Raw genomic sequence first — 16283 nt, forward strand, 5'->3', positions numbered from 1 at the left:
TCCCGCCCGTCCAAAAAGGACGGGCGGGACGCCCATCCCACAAACTTGTGGAAGTTATTTAATTCTCATTCCTTAGTTTACTAGCGATTAACTGAAACTATAACTTCTGTTCCGTTTCCGGGGCGACTGTTTACAGTTAGCTGCGCGTTAATGCGATCGGCGCGTTCTCTCATGCCCAATAAACCAAAGCCATTCCTAAAACAGATACTTTCTGTATCAAATCCCTCTCCGTTGTCTTTCACCCGCAAAATAAACTTGGATGTTTCGTAAACCAACTCAATTTTGATCGCTGTAGCTTGTGCATATTTGAAAATATTTGTTAATGCTTCCTGCCCGATCCGCAACAGGTTATTTTCTACCTCTAATGGTAGGGAATATGCCGTGCCAACCACTTCAAAAATAGTGTGCGTATCAGTATCTGATGACATTTGTTTGGCAATTTGGTTGAGAGCGCTATACAAGTCGCCATCTTCTAACAGTTGGGGGCGTAAAGATTCTACGGATCGCCGTGCTTCAGCAAGTCCAGAGCGAGCCAATTCGCAGACTGTTTTCATGTGTGCTTGTGCTTGTTCGGGATTCGCTGCTATTACCCGTTCGGCGGCTCCCAAATGTATGATGATGCCTGTAAAAGTTTGCGCTAAAGTGTCGTGAATTTCCCGCGCCATGCGGTTGCGCTCTTCTAAAATATTTTGGTCTATGAGTTGTTTAGACAGCCTTCTCAGACGCAATTGATTTTCCACGCGCACTAAAATTTCTTGTTGTTGAAAAGGTTTTGTAATGTAGTCTATTCCGCCCACAGAGAAGGCTTTTACCTTATCGAAAACTTCTTGCAAAGCGCTGATAAAAATTATTGGAATATCTTGAGTTTTCGGAGTAGCTTTGAGCTGAGCGCAGACTTCATAGCCATCCATGTGAGGCATCATAATATCGAGTAAAATTAAGTCGGGTAAGTTGGCATTGATAAAGTTTAGAGCTAATTTCCCACTGGGAGCTAGGTGAACTTTATACCCAGCGACAGATAGTATCCCGCTTAAAAGTTTTAAATTCTCCGGACAATCATCAATCACTAAAATACTTTCTTCGCGGGTAAAACTGAGGTTTTTGTTCATGTCTCATCCCTTAATGTGTGTATTAAATTTAGCAACTGTTCGTACTGAAAATTTTTAATGCAAGCGGCGCTTGCCCTAGCTAAGGGCGGATTGATTTCGCGAATTTGACTGATGACTGTTTGCATCTGTTCTAAATCGAGGTTGCTAATGGCTTGCTGGAGATTGGCTACTAACTGAGGAGGTAATTCAGAAAAAGCGGTTTTTGTCAATACATTGACTTCATTTTCTGTGAAACTGGGGGCAGCATTTAGTTCTTCAAAAACGAATTGTACCCCGATATATTTGTGCAGAACATCAAATATGTTTGCTTCTCTAAATGGTTTGCGAATAAAATCATCGCACCCGGTAGAAAGGACAATGGCTTTCTCTTCCTCAAAACTACTTGCTGTTATAGCAATAATTGCTGTCTGGGGTAGGCACGGGGGCACTACCCCTACAAAATCCTCGTTTTCCGTAGGGGCAATCCCCCTGTGGTTGCCCTCTTTAATTTGTTTGGTTGCTTCATACCCATCCATCACCGGCATTCGCATATCCATAAAGATTAAGTGCGGCGAATATTGCTCCCACTTTTCTATTGCTTCTCTCCCATTTTGGGCTTCGTAGACTTCAAAACCGATCGCAGAAAGCAGTTTGACTAGCAGTTGGCGGTTGTCAAAAGCGTCGTCTGCAACGAGAATTCGATAGCGGGGTTGATTGGGTGCGATCGCCATAACTCGTCTAGTTGGCTGTTCCCGTTGGCGATCGGCACTTTCAACTGCATTAACTTTAATGTCAAATTTGAAAATAGTACCGCATCCCGCACGAGAACTGACTGTCATTTCACCGCCCATTAAGTGTACAAAAGAACGTGCGATCGTTAAACCTAATCCTGTTCCTTGTTGCGATTCTTCCCCAGTTTTGGTTTGAACAAAAGCTTCAAATATCTTGTCTAATTCACTAGCCTCAATTCCATCTCCTGTGTCTTCAATCTCAAAGCTGATTTTCTGAGCAAAATCCTGATTTTTAACTTTTACATGAATGCCGCCTTCCGAGGTAAATTTAATCGCGTTAGAAAGCAGGTTGATCAAGATTTGGCGCAATTTTATTTCATCAGTTCGCACATATTGTGGCACGTCGGGCATCCGCTCTACTAATAACTGCAATCCCTTATTTTGGGCCGGAAGTTTGAACATATTTTCGATGTCGTCCAGCAGCCGGTGGAGGTCAAAATTGGTCTCGTTGAGAGTCGTGCGTCCCGCTTCTATTTTGGACAAATCTAATACTTGGTTAATCAGTTCGAGCAAATGTTCTCCGCTGCGGGTGATAATACTCAGGTGTTCTTGCTGTTCCTGCAATAGGTTAGAACCGCGATTCATTAATTGGGAAAATCCGAGAATTGCATTGAGGGGAGTCCGCAATTCATGGCTCATATTTGCGAGGAATGTACTTTTTGCTCGGTTGGCTTCTTGTGCGGCGTCTTCGGCTCGTTGTCGTTCGATGATTTCTCGCTGGAGTTCGAGAGTGCGATCGCTCACTTGCTGTTCTAAAGTGCGGTTGTAATCGGCTAAAACTTTTTCGGCTTGTTTGCGATCGGTGATGTCTTGAAATGTGGCGATCGCATAATTAATTTTACCAGTTTCATCGACAATTGGAGTGCTAGAAACTTCCAAGGAAACAATTTTATCAGGTCGGTGGAACTCTATATCATCTACTTTGACCGTTTCACCCGCCAAAGAACGCACGATTGGCATTTGTGCGGTGGGATATAACTCGTTAGTTCCCGCGAGATACAGTTGACAAGCTTCTGCTAATTTCTCAGTATTTGCTTCGGGTATTGTGGGAATGGCACTTAGTTGATGTGCTGTCTGATTTGCGTAGGTAATTTGTCCGGTGGTGTCATGCACGGCTACCCCGATGGGCATAGCATTGATAAATTGAGTCAGCCGATTTTCGCGTTCTTTTACTTCTGTGTAGAGTTTAGCGTTAGTAAGTGCGATCGCTGCTTGTCCCGATAACAATTGCAAAACTTCCAGGCGATCGGGAGTAAAAGCTTGGGCGGTGAGGTTATTTTCGAGATAAACAATTGCAGCCAGTTCACCTTGATTCATCAAAGCCGCACACAAAATAGACTTGGGCTGACGTGCTTTGATGTAAGAATCATTCGTAAAGTTGCCTTCACGAGTGGCATCATTTAACACCACATTTTCTTTAGTTCTAGCGACATAATTGATAATTGTTTCGGAAAGTTCCGGGAAATTTTCAACAGGCTCAGATTGCAACACTGTTATCCGTTCATCATTGATTGCACCTTCAGCTTCAATCACCAATTGACCCTGCTTTTTTAGAATCAAATAGCCTTTTTGAGCGCCGACATTTTCAATCAAATTTTTCATCAATCGCGAGAGTAATTTATCCTGTACAATTTCCCCCGCAATTGCCTCGGAAGCTTTCATGACTGTAGCGATATCTAAGGAAGAACTAGAACGGCTGCCCGTAGTTGAGGTAGTGGTTGAGATTTCTTGATTTTTCTGCTGATTTATCACAAATAACTGGGGATATCGCGTTTCTAAATCTTTAACTTTAGCCGCCGCACCCCAGAGTTGATAGCAGTAACGAGCTTCCTGCATATAAGCTTTGGCTGTTAGTTCTTTACCTATCGATAAATAAAACTTAGCTGCTAGTTCATAAGCAAGGGCGGCTTCCTGGATGTATTCATTTTCTTTGGCTCCTTGAATAGCGCGATCGTACAAGTCGATAGCTTCTAATTTTTGTCCAAAAACCCGACATTTTTCTGCTGCTACTAAATCCACCTTATGCTGGTAATTCATAGGCGCATATTTTGCCCAGTGCTGTTGCAGTTCTGTTTGATTTTTTTCTACCCGCTCTAAAACTTCTGATATCTCTTCTGATTCTGGGATCAACTGTACTAGAACGCTCAAAGAATCATAGAAATAAAACTGAGGTTCATTAGTCATTCCAGCAACAACGATTAAATGGCGTCTGCACTCAACGGCATGGCTTTGAGCTGATTCGCTCTCCCCAAACAGGTAGCAAAGAATCAGCTTAAATAAATAGAAGACACACATCTGAAGCCGATTATGGATAGACAACCATAGGGGTATGGATTCAGATTCTCGGAAAGGTTCCCCAGACAACGTACTAGGCGGCTCCGTAGCTCCTAGTAAATTTGAGATAAATTGCCAAAGCAGCCGACACCCATTACCTGTTGCCACTTGGTTTAATTGCATCAAACTATTGTAGTAGGCGCGGGTTTTTGGCTTCAAGGTGACAAGGGGTTTACCGCACCAAAAAGAATTGAAACAAAAAAGATATGCATTATATCCTGCCCACGCATACTTACCAAATTCTATGGTACTTGTATAGTTCTCTTGCAGAAATTTCAATGTTTCTTTGAGGTGTAATTGGCGGTGTAAGATGAAGTTTCCTACTATATTTAAAACCTGGGTTTTGATAGCTTTGGCATCGAGTTGGTAGACGACATGGAGTGCCAACTGACAAAATTTTACTGCTGTATCCACATCTTTTAAAAGATTACAGGCAATAACGCTATAGTACGTATAACCCATGGCTGAACTCGACGTATTTCCGTATTGAATGGATAGCTTGACTGACAGTAAAACCAATAAGGGCAATAAAGGAGAACCAGATAAGTAAGTTACTGGCAGGACGCTACTAACCATATCCACAATTGCAATTTTTTCGCCATCCGTCATCTGAGGCATGTGACGAAAATCTTCGATTTCTCGGTCTTTCATCAGTTCTCCCACCTCTGCAATTGCCTGTTGAATATCATGCGGTGTGGGTGGGTCAGGAAAGATAATACCCAACTGTTGAAAGAATTGTTGAGCCACGACAAGAGCTTTATCCAGGTTACTCCGGAAAACCATTGACTCAATTCTAATTCGGTAAACATTAACCTGTTCTAGTAACGATCGTGCGTGGGCAATGACCTTCTCAATGACCTGTTCCATTGCATCAAAGTCACCAGACAGCAAAGCCAATTCCGCCGCTAAGTTATGGAATGATAGAGTCATTTTATATTGTCTAGCCCAAGGATTTTCTCCCAGCATTGATAGTCCTGTGCTAGCGTATTCACGACCCGCTTGATAGGCGGTAGCACTTCTGGCTTTGCGACAGGCAATCAGATTGAGTTGGGCTAATTCATCTCGCTCTGTTTGTGAGGTAATTAAAGCTGTTCCATAATTTAATTGATTGATGATTCCAAAAATGGTATCTTCTCTAGCTTCGGACGCCGTTTGTTGTAGCAGTATTTTTCCGATTTGATAATGGGTAGCGGGTTTTTGGGTATCGGGGATTAAAGAATAAGCCGCTTGCTGAATTCTGTCATGAACAAACTTGTATTCTACGGATTGCGTACTGGGTAATTTTCCGGCAATTTCTAATTCCACATCTCCCATATTCCCCAGCAACACGACTAAATTTTCAGCAACGGCTGCGTACAAATCATCCGCAGTTTGTTCCACAGATTTTTTGCAAAGTGAGGCGAGGGTTTTCAGATCGAATTGATTGCCAATGCAGGCTGCTATCTTTAACGTTTCCTGCGTATTCTGTGACTGTTGTTGAATTTTGCTAGCCATCAATTCGACAACATTATTAGTGAAATTTCTCGCTTGAATTTCTTCTAAATTCCACTGCCAACTCCCCTGTGTCCCCCCTTGGTGAGGCTGGGCTGCTTCATTCTCTTGTAGCGGCAATCCCTCGTGAAGATCCCCGATATTTGAAACCCCTACCCCATCCTCTATGGGCTGGGCGGGCACGGGGGCACCGCCCCTACAAAACCCTGGTTTTTCGTAGGGGCAATCCCCCCGTGGTTGCCCCGAAACAGCCCTGGGGGTAAAGTCAAATTGTAAGAGTCCTTCTGTATAAAGCGATTGGAGAAATTCATTCATAAAGAAAGGATTTCCGCCCGTTTTGAAAAACACTAATTCGGCAAGGGAGTTGACTCTTGCTTCCGGGCAATTCAGGGCATCAGAAATCAGTTGAGTAACAGAGGATAAATCCAAAGGTGACAGGAAAATGCGATCGACTTTTGCCCCATTTTTGACAATCTCTTCAATTGTTAGCATTAACGGATGAGCCGCAGAAACTTCGTTATCCCGATAAGCTCCAATTAAAAACAGTCCCGCTGGCGAAGCATTCATCAGCAGTTGCATCAGTTTCAGAGATGCCCCGTCAGCCCACTGCAAATCATCGATAAATATTGTCAGAGGATGTTCGGGTTTGGTAAAGACTTTAATGAAGTTTTGAAACACAAAATTAAAGCGGTTTTCCGCTTCTGCCGCACCCAATTCTGGCGGGGCGGGTTGCTTGCCGATAATTAATTCAATTTCGGGAATTACGTCAATAATAACTTGACCGTTAATTCCCAATGCGTCTAATAACTTTTCCCGCCATTCTTTGAGATTGGCTTCGCTTTCTGCTAACAGTTGTTTTGCTAAATCCTGAAAAGAATTGACAATGGCGCTGTAGGGAATATTGCGCTGATATTGGTCAAATTTACCGGAGATAAAATAACCGCGATGTTGAGTAATCGGTTTGTATAATTCTTGCACCAAAGCTGATTTGCCGATACCAGAATATCCCGAAATCAGCATCATTGAGCTTGTGGCACAGGCATCTTGCCTGTGACTGCTTGTGGCACAGGCATCTTCCCTGTGACTGCTTGTGGCACAGGCATCTTGCCTGTGACTGCTTGTGGCACAGGCATCTTCCCCATGTCCACTTGTGGCACAGGCATCTTCCCTGTGACTGCTTGTGGCACAGGCATCTTGCCTGTGACTGCTTGTGGCACAGGCATCTTCCCCATGTCCACTTGTGGCACAGGCATCTTCCCTGTGACTGCTTGTGGCACAGGCATCTTGCCTGTGACTGCTTGTGGCACAGGCATCTTCCCCATGTCCACTTGTGGCACAGGCATCTTCCCCATGTCCACTTGTGGCACAGGCATCTTGCCTGTGACTGCTTGTGGCACAGGCATCTTCCCCATGTCCACTTGTGGCACAGGCATCTTCCCCATGTCCACTTGTGGCACAGGCATCTTGCCTGTGACTGCTTGTGGCACAGGCATCTTGCCTGTGACTGCTTGTGGCACAGGCATCTTGCCTGTGACTGCTGACTGTTTCAAAAGCTGTTAGTAAACTATCAATTTCTCGCTCTCTGCCATAAAGTTTTTGCGGGATTTGAAAGCGATCAGAAATATCTTGACATCCTAGCGAAAAAAAGGATATATTGTTATTGCTGTGCAGTTGATTTAAGCATTCTTCTAAATCCGCTTTAATGCCGATCGCACTTTGATACCGCTCCTCAGCATTTTTCCCCATCAACTTCATCACAATATCGGAAACAATTTGCGGAATTTCGGGATTCACCTCACAGGGAGATAAGGGCTGTTTAGCAAGATGACTGTGTACCAATTCCAGCACATCCTGAGTGTCAAAAGGCAATTTGTTTGTCAGCAGTTCGTAAAAGGTAGCCCCCAGGGAATAAAAATCCGTGCGGTAATCTAAACTGCGGTTCATTCTGCCGGTTTGTTCCGGCGACATATAAGCAAGAGTTCCCTCTAAAATGTTGGGATTTTTGATGGTGTAATTCTCGCGCGTTAACTGCGTGGAAATGCCAAAATCGATAATTTTGAGTTCTCCGCTAGCTGGATTGAAGACAATATTTGAAGGGTTAATGTCTTTGTGAATGATGTGGGCGCTGTGAATTTGTTGTAAACTTTCTGTAGTGGCGATCGCAATTCGCAAGAATTCTTCAATACTAAATTTTTGCTGCTGCATCCAAATTTTCAAGGATTCGCCGCCAAAATCCTCGACAAACATCACCAGCGTGTTTTGATATGGCTGCAAATCATAGGCTTTGATACAGCCAGTCAGATTCAGAGATTGTGTAATTTTATACTCTGTGCGATAGCGGGCGAGTTCTTGGGGTGTGGGATAATTTTCTTTAAGGACTTTGAGCACGACGGGGAGACTGTCGGGTTGTCGGAATGCTCGGTAAACCAGGGAGTTTGCGCTTTCGTAGATGAGCTCTGTGACTTCAACGCCAGGAAAAGTGAGCATATTCAGCCTGCGGTCAACTTTGCAGTCGAACATAGCATAAATTTGCTCCTCACACCAGAGGTGCGTGAGCCATCAGTCGATTTTAGATTTTAGATTTTAGATTTTAGATTTGACTCCACATCTTAGATTTTAGATTTTAGAAGCCAAGACAGGTTTCCCAGTCAATACAGCTTGTTCGATAATATCAGCGGCGCGTTTAGTTCCTCCCGATCGCCCGATCGCCTCTTGCATCTCGATCGCCCTTTGTTTATACGACTCTTGGGTTAGGACTTTCTCAATTGCCGATCGGACTTTAGAAACGCTCAATTCCTTCAAAGAAACCACTTCGCCAACACCCGTATAAGCAATCCGCGCCGCCACTCCCGGGTGGTCAACAGCCACAGGAATTGCTACCATTGGGACTCCATTGCTCAAAGATTCTAAAGTTGTATTCATCCCGGCGTGAGTAATCGTGAGAGTCGCTTTTTGCAGCAACTCTAATTGCGGTGCATAGCCAACAACGATCGGATTTCCCGGCAAGGGCGGCAAAGATTCGGGACTCGCGCCACCTCCCAGAGAAATTACCAATTGAGCGTCTAATCCTTCACAAGCAGAGGCGATAATTTGAAAAACATCCAACAAGCGATTTTGAATAGTTCCCATAGAGGCATAAATCAATGGTTTACCGGTTAATTTTTCAAAGGGAAAAGGCACTGGTTTGCGCGTTGCTGGGTTGTAATAAGGGCCGGTGAAATGGAAATGTGGAGGTAATTGTTGCCGCGGGAAATCAAATTCAGGCGGTAGCTGACTGAGTTGAGCGAGTTTAGAGTAAGCATCATTTGGGTGAGAGTAGAGAGGTAATTTCCACTCTTCGCGATATTCGGCGATCGTCTCTCTAATCGGTTTGGTAAGAAAATTAAGTAACTGATAGCCGATTTGGTTGCGTAAGCGCCCTTTCCAAGTTGGACTGTATTGCCAAGTAGTCACAATCGGAGGAATGTTGGGTTCTCGATTCAGCATCAACCCACTGCATACAGTTACAAAAGGGATGTTTATAAAATCTGCAATTGTTCCTCCTTCAATTGAAATTTGGTCTACGACTAGAGCTTCTATACCAGCTTGTTTAATAGCGGTTGGCGCGTCTCTGAGAATAGCAGCTAATTTTTTATGACCTGCTTTAAGACTATATTGCAAGGCAGCCAGTCCGCTGAGTTTTCCTCGTTGGGTAAACTCTTCTGCGTTTGAGCCGAGGGGAAATTCATCTTCAGCTAATGACTGGCATTCTAATCCGCTGACTAAGGTTGTGGCTTGAGCATCAAGGAAGCCAAATACCGTGACTCGATGACCTCGGCGAAGCAGTTCGCAGCCTAATGTTGTCATGGGGTTGAGGTGGCCGGTCTCGGCTGGACAGAGAATGCCAAAGTGGGTCATGAGTTAAGGCTCCGTGTGAGTTTAAACTTGTTTTAGCATTTAATGGGCGGTGTGAGGGGTTTTTGTTGGGCGTTGGGCAGTTGGGGCGATCGCTTGGAGAAACTCAGGAATGGGACGCAGGCTTTAGTCATTGCAAGAGAGTGTTACCAGTATATAGTTGTATGCGATCTGCGATACCTAGCCAAAAGTTCAGGTAATCTCCTCAACTAAAGGTTAGTTACTAGCGGATTTGGGTACTCTAGCTCACAATCAAATTCAATCAACTATTCAGGGTGCTAGTTTTGTTTTTGATAAGATTACTGAACCAACCCCAGTGCAACAAAAGGTTCTAGTTTTGCTTGTGTTTCTCTAACTTATACGCAGTAAACCGGACGCCCGAATCTTTCTTTAAAAAGCTTAATCTACACTGAATATACCTTTTGTCTAGTGGGGAAGTTCAGTGTAATTGGTGATTGGTAATTGTAGGTTGGGTAGAACGAAGAGAAACCGCACCTACAATTACTATTAACAGTCAATCGATTTTAGATTTTAGATTTTAGATTGAAGCATTGACCCCACGGATAAATTCGGGGGGCAAGCTTCATCGGATACAGGTTTTTGATTTCTCCGTCCTGAGTCTGCGAAGGAATGAATCCGGGGGCTTGTATCCTGGATGCTTTCGGTCAAAATCAAAACTCAAAAGTTAACAGTCAACAGTTAATTGTTAACCGTTGACTGTTAAACTGAATGCCTGTGCCGAACTCGCTAGAAACGGCGGGAATGGCTGTTCATTCTTTGGATTTAGAACTTTTGGAAAGCTTACCTTCAAAAGGTTGAACTCCACTATTGGGATAGTTGTCATCGCTGGGGCTAAAAATCCGCACCGCTGCTTCCGAAATGTAACGCATCGCGTTTGCCAAAGATTTAGAAAGATTCATAGAATCTGCCTCTCTAGTCTGGGTTCTGATACTTTTAATATTACTCGGATTTTTGGGCTGTGGATGAGTTTAGCAATATTTATTTGAATTACTTATTGGTCTGCAACAATTAAGCAAGCTGAAGCTTTGAGAAATTACGCATTTTTGGACGATCGACCTTTTGGTGGTAGATTTTTCCTTGCTAAGCTCAAGCAGTCGCGATCGCCCTCCCGACGCTCAGAAACCGGGTTGTCTAACTCTATTCAAGGGCTGCAACGAAATATTTTCGCAAAAAACCCGCAACGCTTGAGTGTTTATGCTTAATTCCTGAGTTTGTTAAATTAAGTATTTATATGGGTTTTACCATAATATTAATCTACCAATTAACCGAAATCCGCTATTAAAGGGCATAATCAGCGAATTTTTCCGACAAATATCTGCAATCTTTATCAAAAATTTACAAAAAGATATGGTATTTGTCACTATAATTAAGAAAAATAAGTTTGTCCGGGGTTTTTTTATGAAAACTACCACAGAAAGCCTGCAGCTCACAGGTTTTGAAGAAATCTTAGAAGACCGGGAACTGACGGTTTCTTCAGCAGATTACAGCCTTTTGACCGATCTCTACCAGCTAACGATGGCCGCTTGTTACATCGGGGAAGGGCTCGACGGGCGGGCCGCGAGTTTTGAATTATTCGCGCGCAGGCTGCCAGAGGGTTTTGGCTACGCGATCGCGATGGGTTTGGCTCAAGTTATCGATTATTTGGAAAAATTTCGGTTTTCGCCGACGCAAATTGAGGCTTTGCAGTCCACTGGGATTTTTGCCGGTGCAGGAGAGCGATTTTGGACTTTACTCGCCACCGCCCGTTTTACTGGCGATGTTTGGGCGGTGCCGGAGGGGACGGCGGTTTTTGCCAACGAGCCTCTGCTGCGAATTGAGGCTCCTCTGTGGCAGGCTCAGTTAGTGGAAACTTATTTATTGAATGCCATAAATTATCAAACTTTGATTGCGACGCGGGCAGCGCGGCTGCGGGATGCGGCGGGCCCAGAGGCTAAGTTGCTGGAATTCGGGACGCGCAGGGCTTTTGGGCCTCAAGCTGCTGTTTGGGCGGCTAGGGCTGCCCTGGCTGCGGGGTTCGATGGAACTTCTAATGTTTTGGCTGCTTTGAAGTTGGGCCGCAAGCCTGTCGGTACGATCGCCCATGCTTTGGTAATGGCTGTGGCGGCTCTCGAAGGCAGTGAGAATCAGGCGTTTGCAGCTTTTCACCGCTATTTTCCGGGGGCGCCGCTGCTGATCGATACTTATGATACTGTGGCGGCGGCGCGGATGTTGGCCGATCGAGTAAACAGCGGTGAAATGCTGTTGGAAGGCGTGCGGCTGGATTCGGGCGATTTGGCGGTGCTGTCTCGGGAAGTTCGATCGATCCTTCCGGGCGTTCCAATTTTTGCTAGTGGCGATTTGGACGATCGAGAAATTGCTAAATTAAAAAGTAGCGGCGCTTGCATTGACGGTTACGGTTTGGGAACCAAGTTGGTCAGCGGTTCCCCTGTGAACGGTGTTTATAAGTTGGTGGAAATTGACGGAATTCCGGTGATGAAAGAGGCAAGCGGCAAGGTAACATATCCAGGAAGAAAGCAAATTTTTAGACATATTGAAAATGGGCAAATTCTCGGAGATTGTTTGGGATTGTCAGGAGAAAATCTTCACAATTGCGATTCTTACTTACCATTAATGGAGTTGGTTGTCAAGGAGGGAAAACGAGTGGAGAAGCCGGAAAGTTTGGACGATATCGCCAAACGAACTGCTGCTTCTGTCGCCAGTCTTCGCCCCGAAACTCGCCAACTTGACAACCCGATTTCGCCGCCTGTGGAAATTTCTACAGATTTGCAGAGTCTCACCCAAAAAACGAAAAAGAGTCAGTAGTCAGTAGTCATTAGTCAGTAGTCATTAGTCATATCATGTCCGGTCGATTACCCTTCATCAGGTAGGGGCGGGTTCACCAATAATATCTGCCAATAATTGACAATCTCAAAAACCCGCCCGGCCGGGATATTATGGTCAATCGATCGGACATGATATCATCAATCAACAGTCAACAGTCAACAATCAACAGTCAACAGTCAACAGTCAACAATCAACAGTCAACAATTACCGATTCCCTATGCAGAAGATTGCTCTTTTTGGAACAAGTGCCGATCCACCCACAGCAGGACACAAAACTATTCTGAGTTGGCTTTCGCAACATTTTGATTGGGTCGCTGTTTGGGCGTCGGACAATCCTTTTAAGTCGCACCAGACTTCTCTAGAACACCGATCGGCAATGCTGCTGTTAATGATTCAAGAAATTAATTCGCCCAGACACAATCTTTGCTTGCATCCAGAACTCAGCAGTCCGAGGACGGTGGAAACTGTGGAACAAGCAAGATTGCTGTGGCCGAATGCAGATTTGACGCTGGTAATAGGTTCGGACTTGGTGGGGCAACTGTCTCGCTGGTACAAATTTGAACAATTGTTAAAACAAGTGGACTTGCTGATAGTACCGCGACCGGGTTATCCGTCAGAACAATTAGATTTGTGGCAGTTGAGGCGCATGGGTGCAGACGTGGCGATCGCATCTTTGAATGGTCCCAATGTTTCTTCTACCTTCTATCGGGAAACAGGAGACACCCAAGCCCTGACTCCGACCATCGAAGATTACATCAATAGGGAGCATTTGTACGCATGGCACGAGGCACGAAAAAGGGCGAAGGTTGCTCATTAGCTGACTTTAAAGTAGGAGTAGATAATGTGATTTTTTCCGTCGATGCCGTGCAGAACCGCTTGTTGGTGCTGTTGGTAATGCGGCAAGACGAACCGTTTATCGATTCTTGGAGTCTTCCCGGTACTTTGGTGCGTCAGGGTGAGTCTCTTGAAAATGCGGCTTACCGGATTTTGTCTGAGAAAATTCGGGTAAAAAATTTGTATCTGGAGCAATTGTATACTTTCGGAGAACCGGGGCGCGATCCTCGGGAATTTACCAGGGGCGATCGCTATCTTTCGGTGAGTTATTTTGCTTTGGTTCGCTTTGAGGAAGCTGAGTTAATTGCTGGGAGTGTAGTGGCGGGTGTGGGCCACCGCGTCGGCGGCATTGCTTGGTATCCCGTGCAACAAGTTCCACAGCTTGCCTTCGATCACAATCAAATTCTCGAATACGGATACCGGCGACTGCGTAACAAACTTGAATACAGCCCGGTAGCTTTTGAAGTTTTGCCGGAACTTTTTACTTTGAGCGATTTGTATCAGCTTTATACAACTATTTTGGGGGAAAATTTTTCTGATTATTCTAATTTTAGAGCTCGATTGTTAAAATTGGGTTTTTTGTGCGATACCGGTGTTAAGGTTTCGCGGGGGGCTGGCCGCCCTGCTAGTTTGTACCGATTTGATGCGGCCGCGTTTGCTCCTTTCAAAAATAAGCCGTTGGTGTTTATCTAGCTGTTACTTGGATGACATTCTGGGATCAATTTAGTAACATTAGAATAGAAGCTATTAAGGAGTGCAGACTATGAAAGACCCTGATGAATGCGCTAATATTCACGAAGTGCGGGAGGAAATTGATATTATCGATCGAGAAGTGATTGAGGCTTTGAGCAAGAGATTTCAATACGTCATCGCTGCCGCCAGGTTCAAAACGAGTGAAGCTAGCGTTAAATCGTTCGATCGCTTTCACGATATGTTACAGCAGCGGCGGGAGTGGGCTCAAGAATCGGGTTTGAATCCGGATGTGGTTGAAAATATTTACCGGGATTTGGTAAATTATTATATTGAGGAAGAGTTGAAACATTACAAATCCAAGTAATCTTTCGCTACATTCAAATCTAGGACTATAGGAAAGTGAGTCCGCGCGGGCGGACTGTTAGCAATATTTATTAAGTGATTTGGTAATATGAAAATTGCGATCGCACAACTCAACCCTACTATTGGTGATATCTTGGGCAACTCCAATCTAATTCTGGAGGCGGCGAAAAAAGCTGATGTTGAGGGCGCAAACTTATTGCTAACACCGGAACTTTCCCTGATCGGTTATCCGCCGCGCGATTTGTTAATGAATCCGAGTTTCATTGCAGATGCAGGTGCACAGTTGCTGCAACTGGCGCAAGCTTTGCCGCCGGAGTTGGCAGTCATAGCAGGCACTGCCTTACCTAATGCTAATGCTGTTAAACTCGGCGGAAAATCATTGTTTAATAGCGCTGTTTTGTTGCAAAATGGCGTGGTCAAACAAGTTTTTCATAAACGCTTGTTGCCTACTTATGATGTATTTGATGAAGACCGATATTTTGAACCGGGAGAAAACAGCCATTATTTTAGTATTGGCCAAGTCAAAATCGGCGTTACAATTTGTGAAGATTTGTGGAACAATGAAGAGTTTTGGGGTAAACGCAGTTACGCGGGCGACCCTGTTTCGGATTTGGCAAAATTGGGTGTAGATTTAGTGGTGAATTTGTCGGCATCGCCTTATTCTGCGGGGAAGCGGGGAGTGCGATCGGCGATGTTGCAGCACAGCGTCATCCGCTGCGGGAAACCGATTATTTACGCTAATCAGGTAGGCGGAAATGACGATATTATTTTTGACGGCAGCAGTTTTGCTGTGAATCGAAAGGGTGATTTAATTCAGGTATTGGCTTCTTTTGAAACTGATTTGGCGCTGCTGGAATATGACCCAGCTAAACAAGATTTAGTTGGCAGCGGGAACGGGCAAGATGCCCGTTCCACAACTGATTTGGGATTAGGTGAAGGACGACAAAAACTAGGTTCGATCGGCAGTGGCGTTGGCAGCGGCGGCAACGGGCAAGATGCCCGTTCCACAACTGATTTGAGTTTTCATCCGGCAGAGGGAGATGCAGAAATTTGGGCTGCTTTGGTTTTGGGAGTACGAGATTATGTTCGCAAGTGCGGTTTTTCTAAGGTTGTACTCGGTTTGAGTGGCGGGATAGATTCGGCTTTGGTGGCTGCGATCGCCAGTTGCGCGATCGGGCCCGAAAATGTTCTAGGGGTGTTGATGCCTTCTCCTTACAGTTCGGATCATTCGGTTAATGATGCTGTGGAATTAGCCCGAAATCTGGGCATCGCGATCGAACTATTGCCCATCGGCGATTTAATGAAAACTTACGATCGCACTCTAGCCAATTTGTTTGTCAATACAACTTTCGGGATTGCTGAGGAAAATATTCAATCGCGGATTCGTGGCAATCTGTTGATGGCAATTTCTAACAAGTTCGGACACTTGCTGCTTTCGACGGGCAATAAGTCGGAAATGGCGGTGGGTTACTGCACTCTCTACGGGGATATGAATGGGGGATTGGCGGTGATTTCCGATGTGCCGAAAACTCGCGTTTATTCGCTTTGTCGGTGGCTGAATTCGGGCGGATATGTAGGGGCGGTGCCCCCGTGCCCGCCCTCTCCGTACCCACACCCGTGCCCACCCCTGGGAAAGGAAATTATTCCGGTTAATATTATTACTAAAGCGCCGAGTGCTGAACTGAAACCTGGCCAAATTGACCAAGATTCTTTGCCGGGTTACGATGTTTTGGATGACATCTTGCATCGGTTGATAGAAAATCACGAATCTGCCCAAAAAATTGTCGCTGCCGGACACGATGAAGCCGTGGTTAAACGGGTAGTAAAATTAGTGAGGCAAGCAGAGTTTAAACGGCGCCAAGCAGCCCCGGGTTTGAAAATTAGCGATCGAGCTTTTGGTACCGGTTGGCGGATGCCGATCGCCAAATCTTCCTTCTATTAAACGCATCAT

The 16283-nt window shown here is 45.0% G+C and carries 10 protein-coding genes; 6 read left to right on the top strand and 4 right to left on the bottom strand.

Annotated features, from left to right (window positions below):
* Positions 1 to 80 precede the first annotated feature (80 nt).
* The 4 genes from QUA16_RS19380 to QUA16_RS19395 form a co-directional block, all read right to left on the bottom strand.
* Complete coding sequence (locus tag QUA16_RS19380) at positions 81 to 1109, bottom strand: response regulator (RefSeq protein ID WP_333105326.1); 1029 nt, start codon at positions 1107 to 1109, stop codon at positions 81 to 83.
* Entirely contained in the window at positions 1106 to 8191 is a 7086-nt protein-coding gene (locus QUA16_RS19385; protein ID WP_333181300.1) for an AAA family ATPase, read from the bottom strand. The genes QUA16_RS19380 and QUA16_RS19385 overlap by 4 nt, the downstream gene beginning before the upstream one ends.
* Positions 8192 to 8320: 129 nt before the next feature.
* Positions 8321 to 9601 (bottom strand): glycosyltransferase, encoded by a 1281-nt coding sequence (locus QUA16_RS19390; protein WP_333105328.1) that lies wholly within the window; start codon positions 9599 to 9601, stop codon positions 8321 to 8323.
* Between the two features lie 767 nt (positions 9602 to 10368).
* Positions 10369 to 10518 (bottom strand): isochorismate synthase, encoded by a 150-nt coding sequence (locus QUA16_RS19395; protein WP_333105329.1) that lies wholly within the window; start codon positions 10516 to 10518, stop codon positions 10369 to 10371.
* A 126-nt stretch (positions 10519 to 10644) separates the two neighbouring features.
* On the opposite strand from QUA16_RS19395, the gene QUA16_RS19400 reads away from it, so the two are divergent.
* The 6 genes from QUA16_RS19400 (at position 10645) to QUA16_RS19425 (ending at position 16274) form a co-directional block, all read left to right on the top strand.
* Positions 10645 to 10821 carry a hypothetical protein gene (locus QUA16_RS19400; RefSeq protein WP_333105330.1) on the top strand — a complete coding sequence of 59 codons (177 nt, stop codon included), beginning with the start codon at positions 10645 to 10647 and terminating at the stop codon, positions 10819 to 10821.
* Between the two features lie 196 nt (positions 10822 to 11017).
* A complete protein-coding gene (locus tag QUA16_RS19405) occupies positions 11018 to 12421 on the top strand; it encodes a nicotinate phosphoribosyltransferase (RefSeq protein ID WP_333105331.1) in 1404 nt (467 codons plus the stop codon).
* Between the two features lie 238 nt (positions 12422 to 12659).
* Positions 12660 to 13259, top strand: coding sequence for a nicotinate-nucleotide adenylyltransferase (locus QUA16_RS19410; RefSeq protein WP_333105332.1), 600 nt, complete (start codon positions 12660 to 12662; stop codon positions 13257 to 13259).
* Positions 13220 to 13969, top strand: coding sequence for an NrtR DNA-binding winged helix domain-containing protein (locus QUA16_RS19415; protein ID WP_333105334.1), 750 nt, complete (start codon positions 13220 to 13222; stop codon positions 13967 to 13969). The genes QUA16_RS19410 and QUA16_RS19415 overlap by 40 nt, the downstream gene beginning before the upstream one ends.
* A 70-nt stretch (positions 13970 to 14039) precedes the next feature.
* Positions 14040 to 14333, top strand: coding sequence for an isochorismate lyase (locus tag QUA16_RS19420; protein ID WP_333105335.1), 294 nt, complete (start codon positions 14040 to 14042; stop codon positions 14331 to 14333).
* Positions 14334 to 14420: 87 nt separating this feature from the next.
* Positions 14421 to 16274, top strand: a complete 1854-nt coding sequence (locus QUA16_RS19425; RefSeq protein ID WP_333105336.1) for an NAD+ synthase — start codon at positions 14421 to 14423, stop codon at positions 16272 to 16274.
* Positions 16275 to 16283: the final 9 nt, after the last annotated feature.

This window comes from Microcoleus sp. S13_C3 (assembly GCF_036700905.1).
In the GTDB taxonomy this organism is placed as follows: Bacteria; Cyanobacteriota; Cyanobacteriia; order Cyanobacteriales; family Microcoleaceae; genus Microcoleus.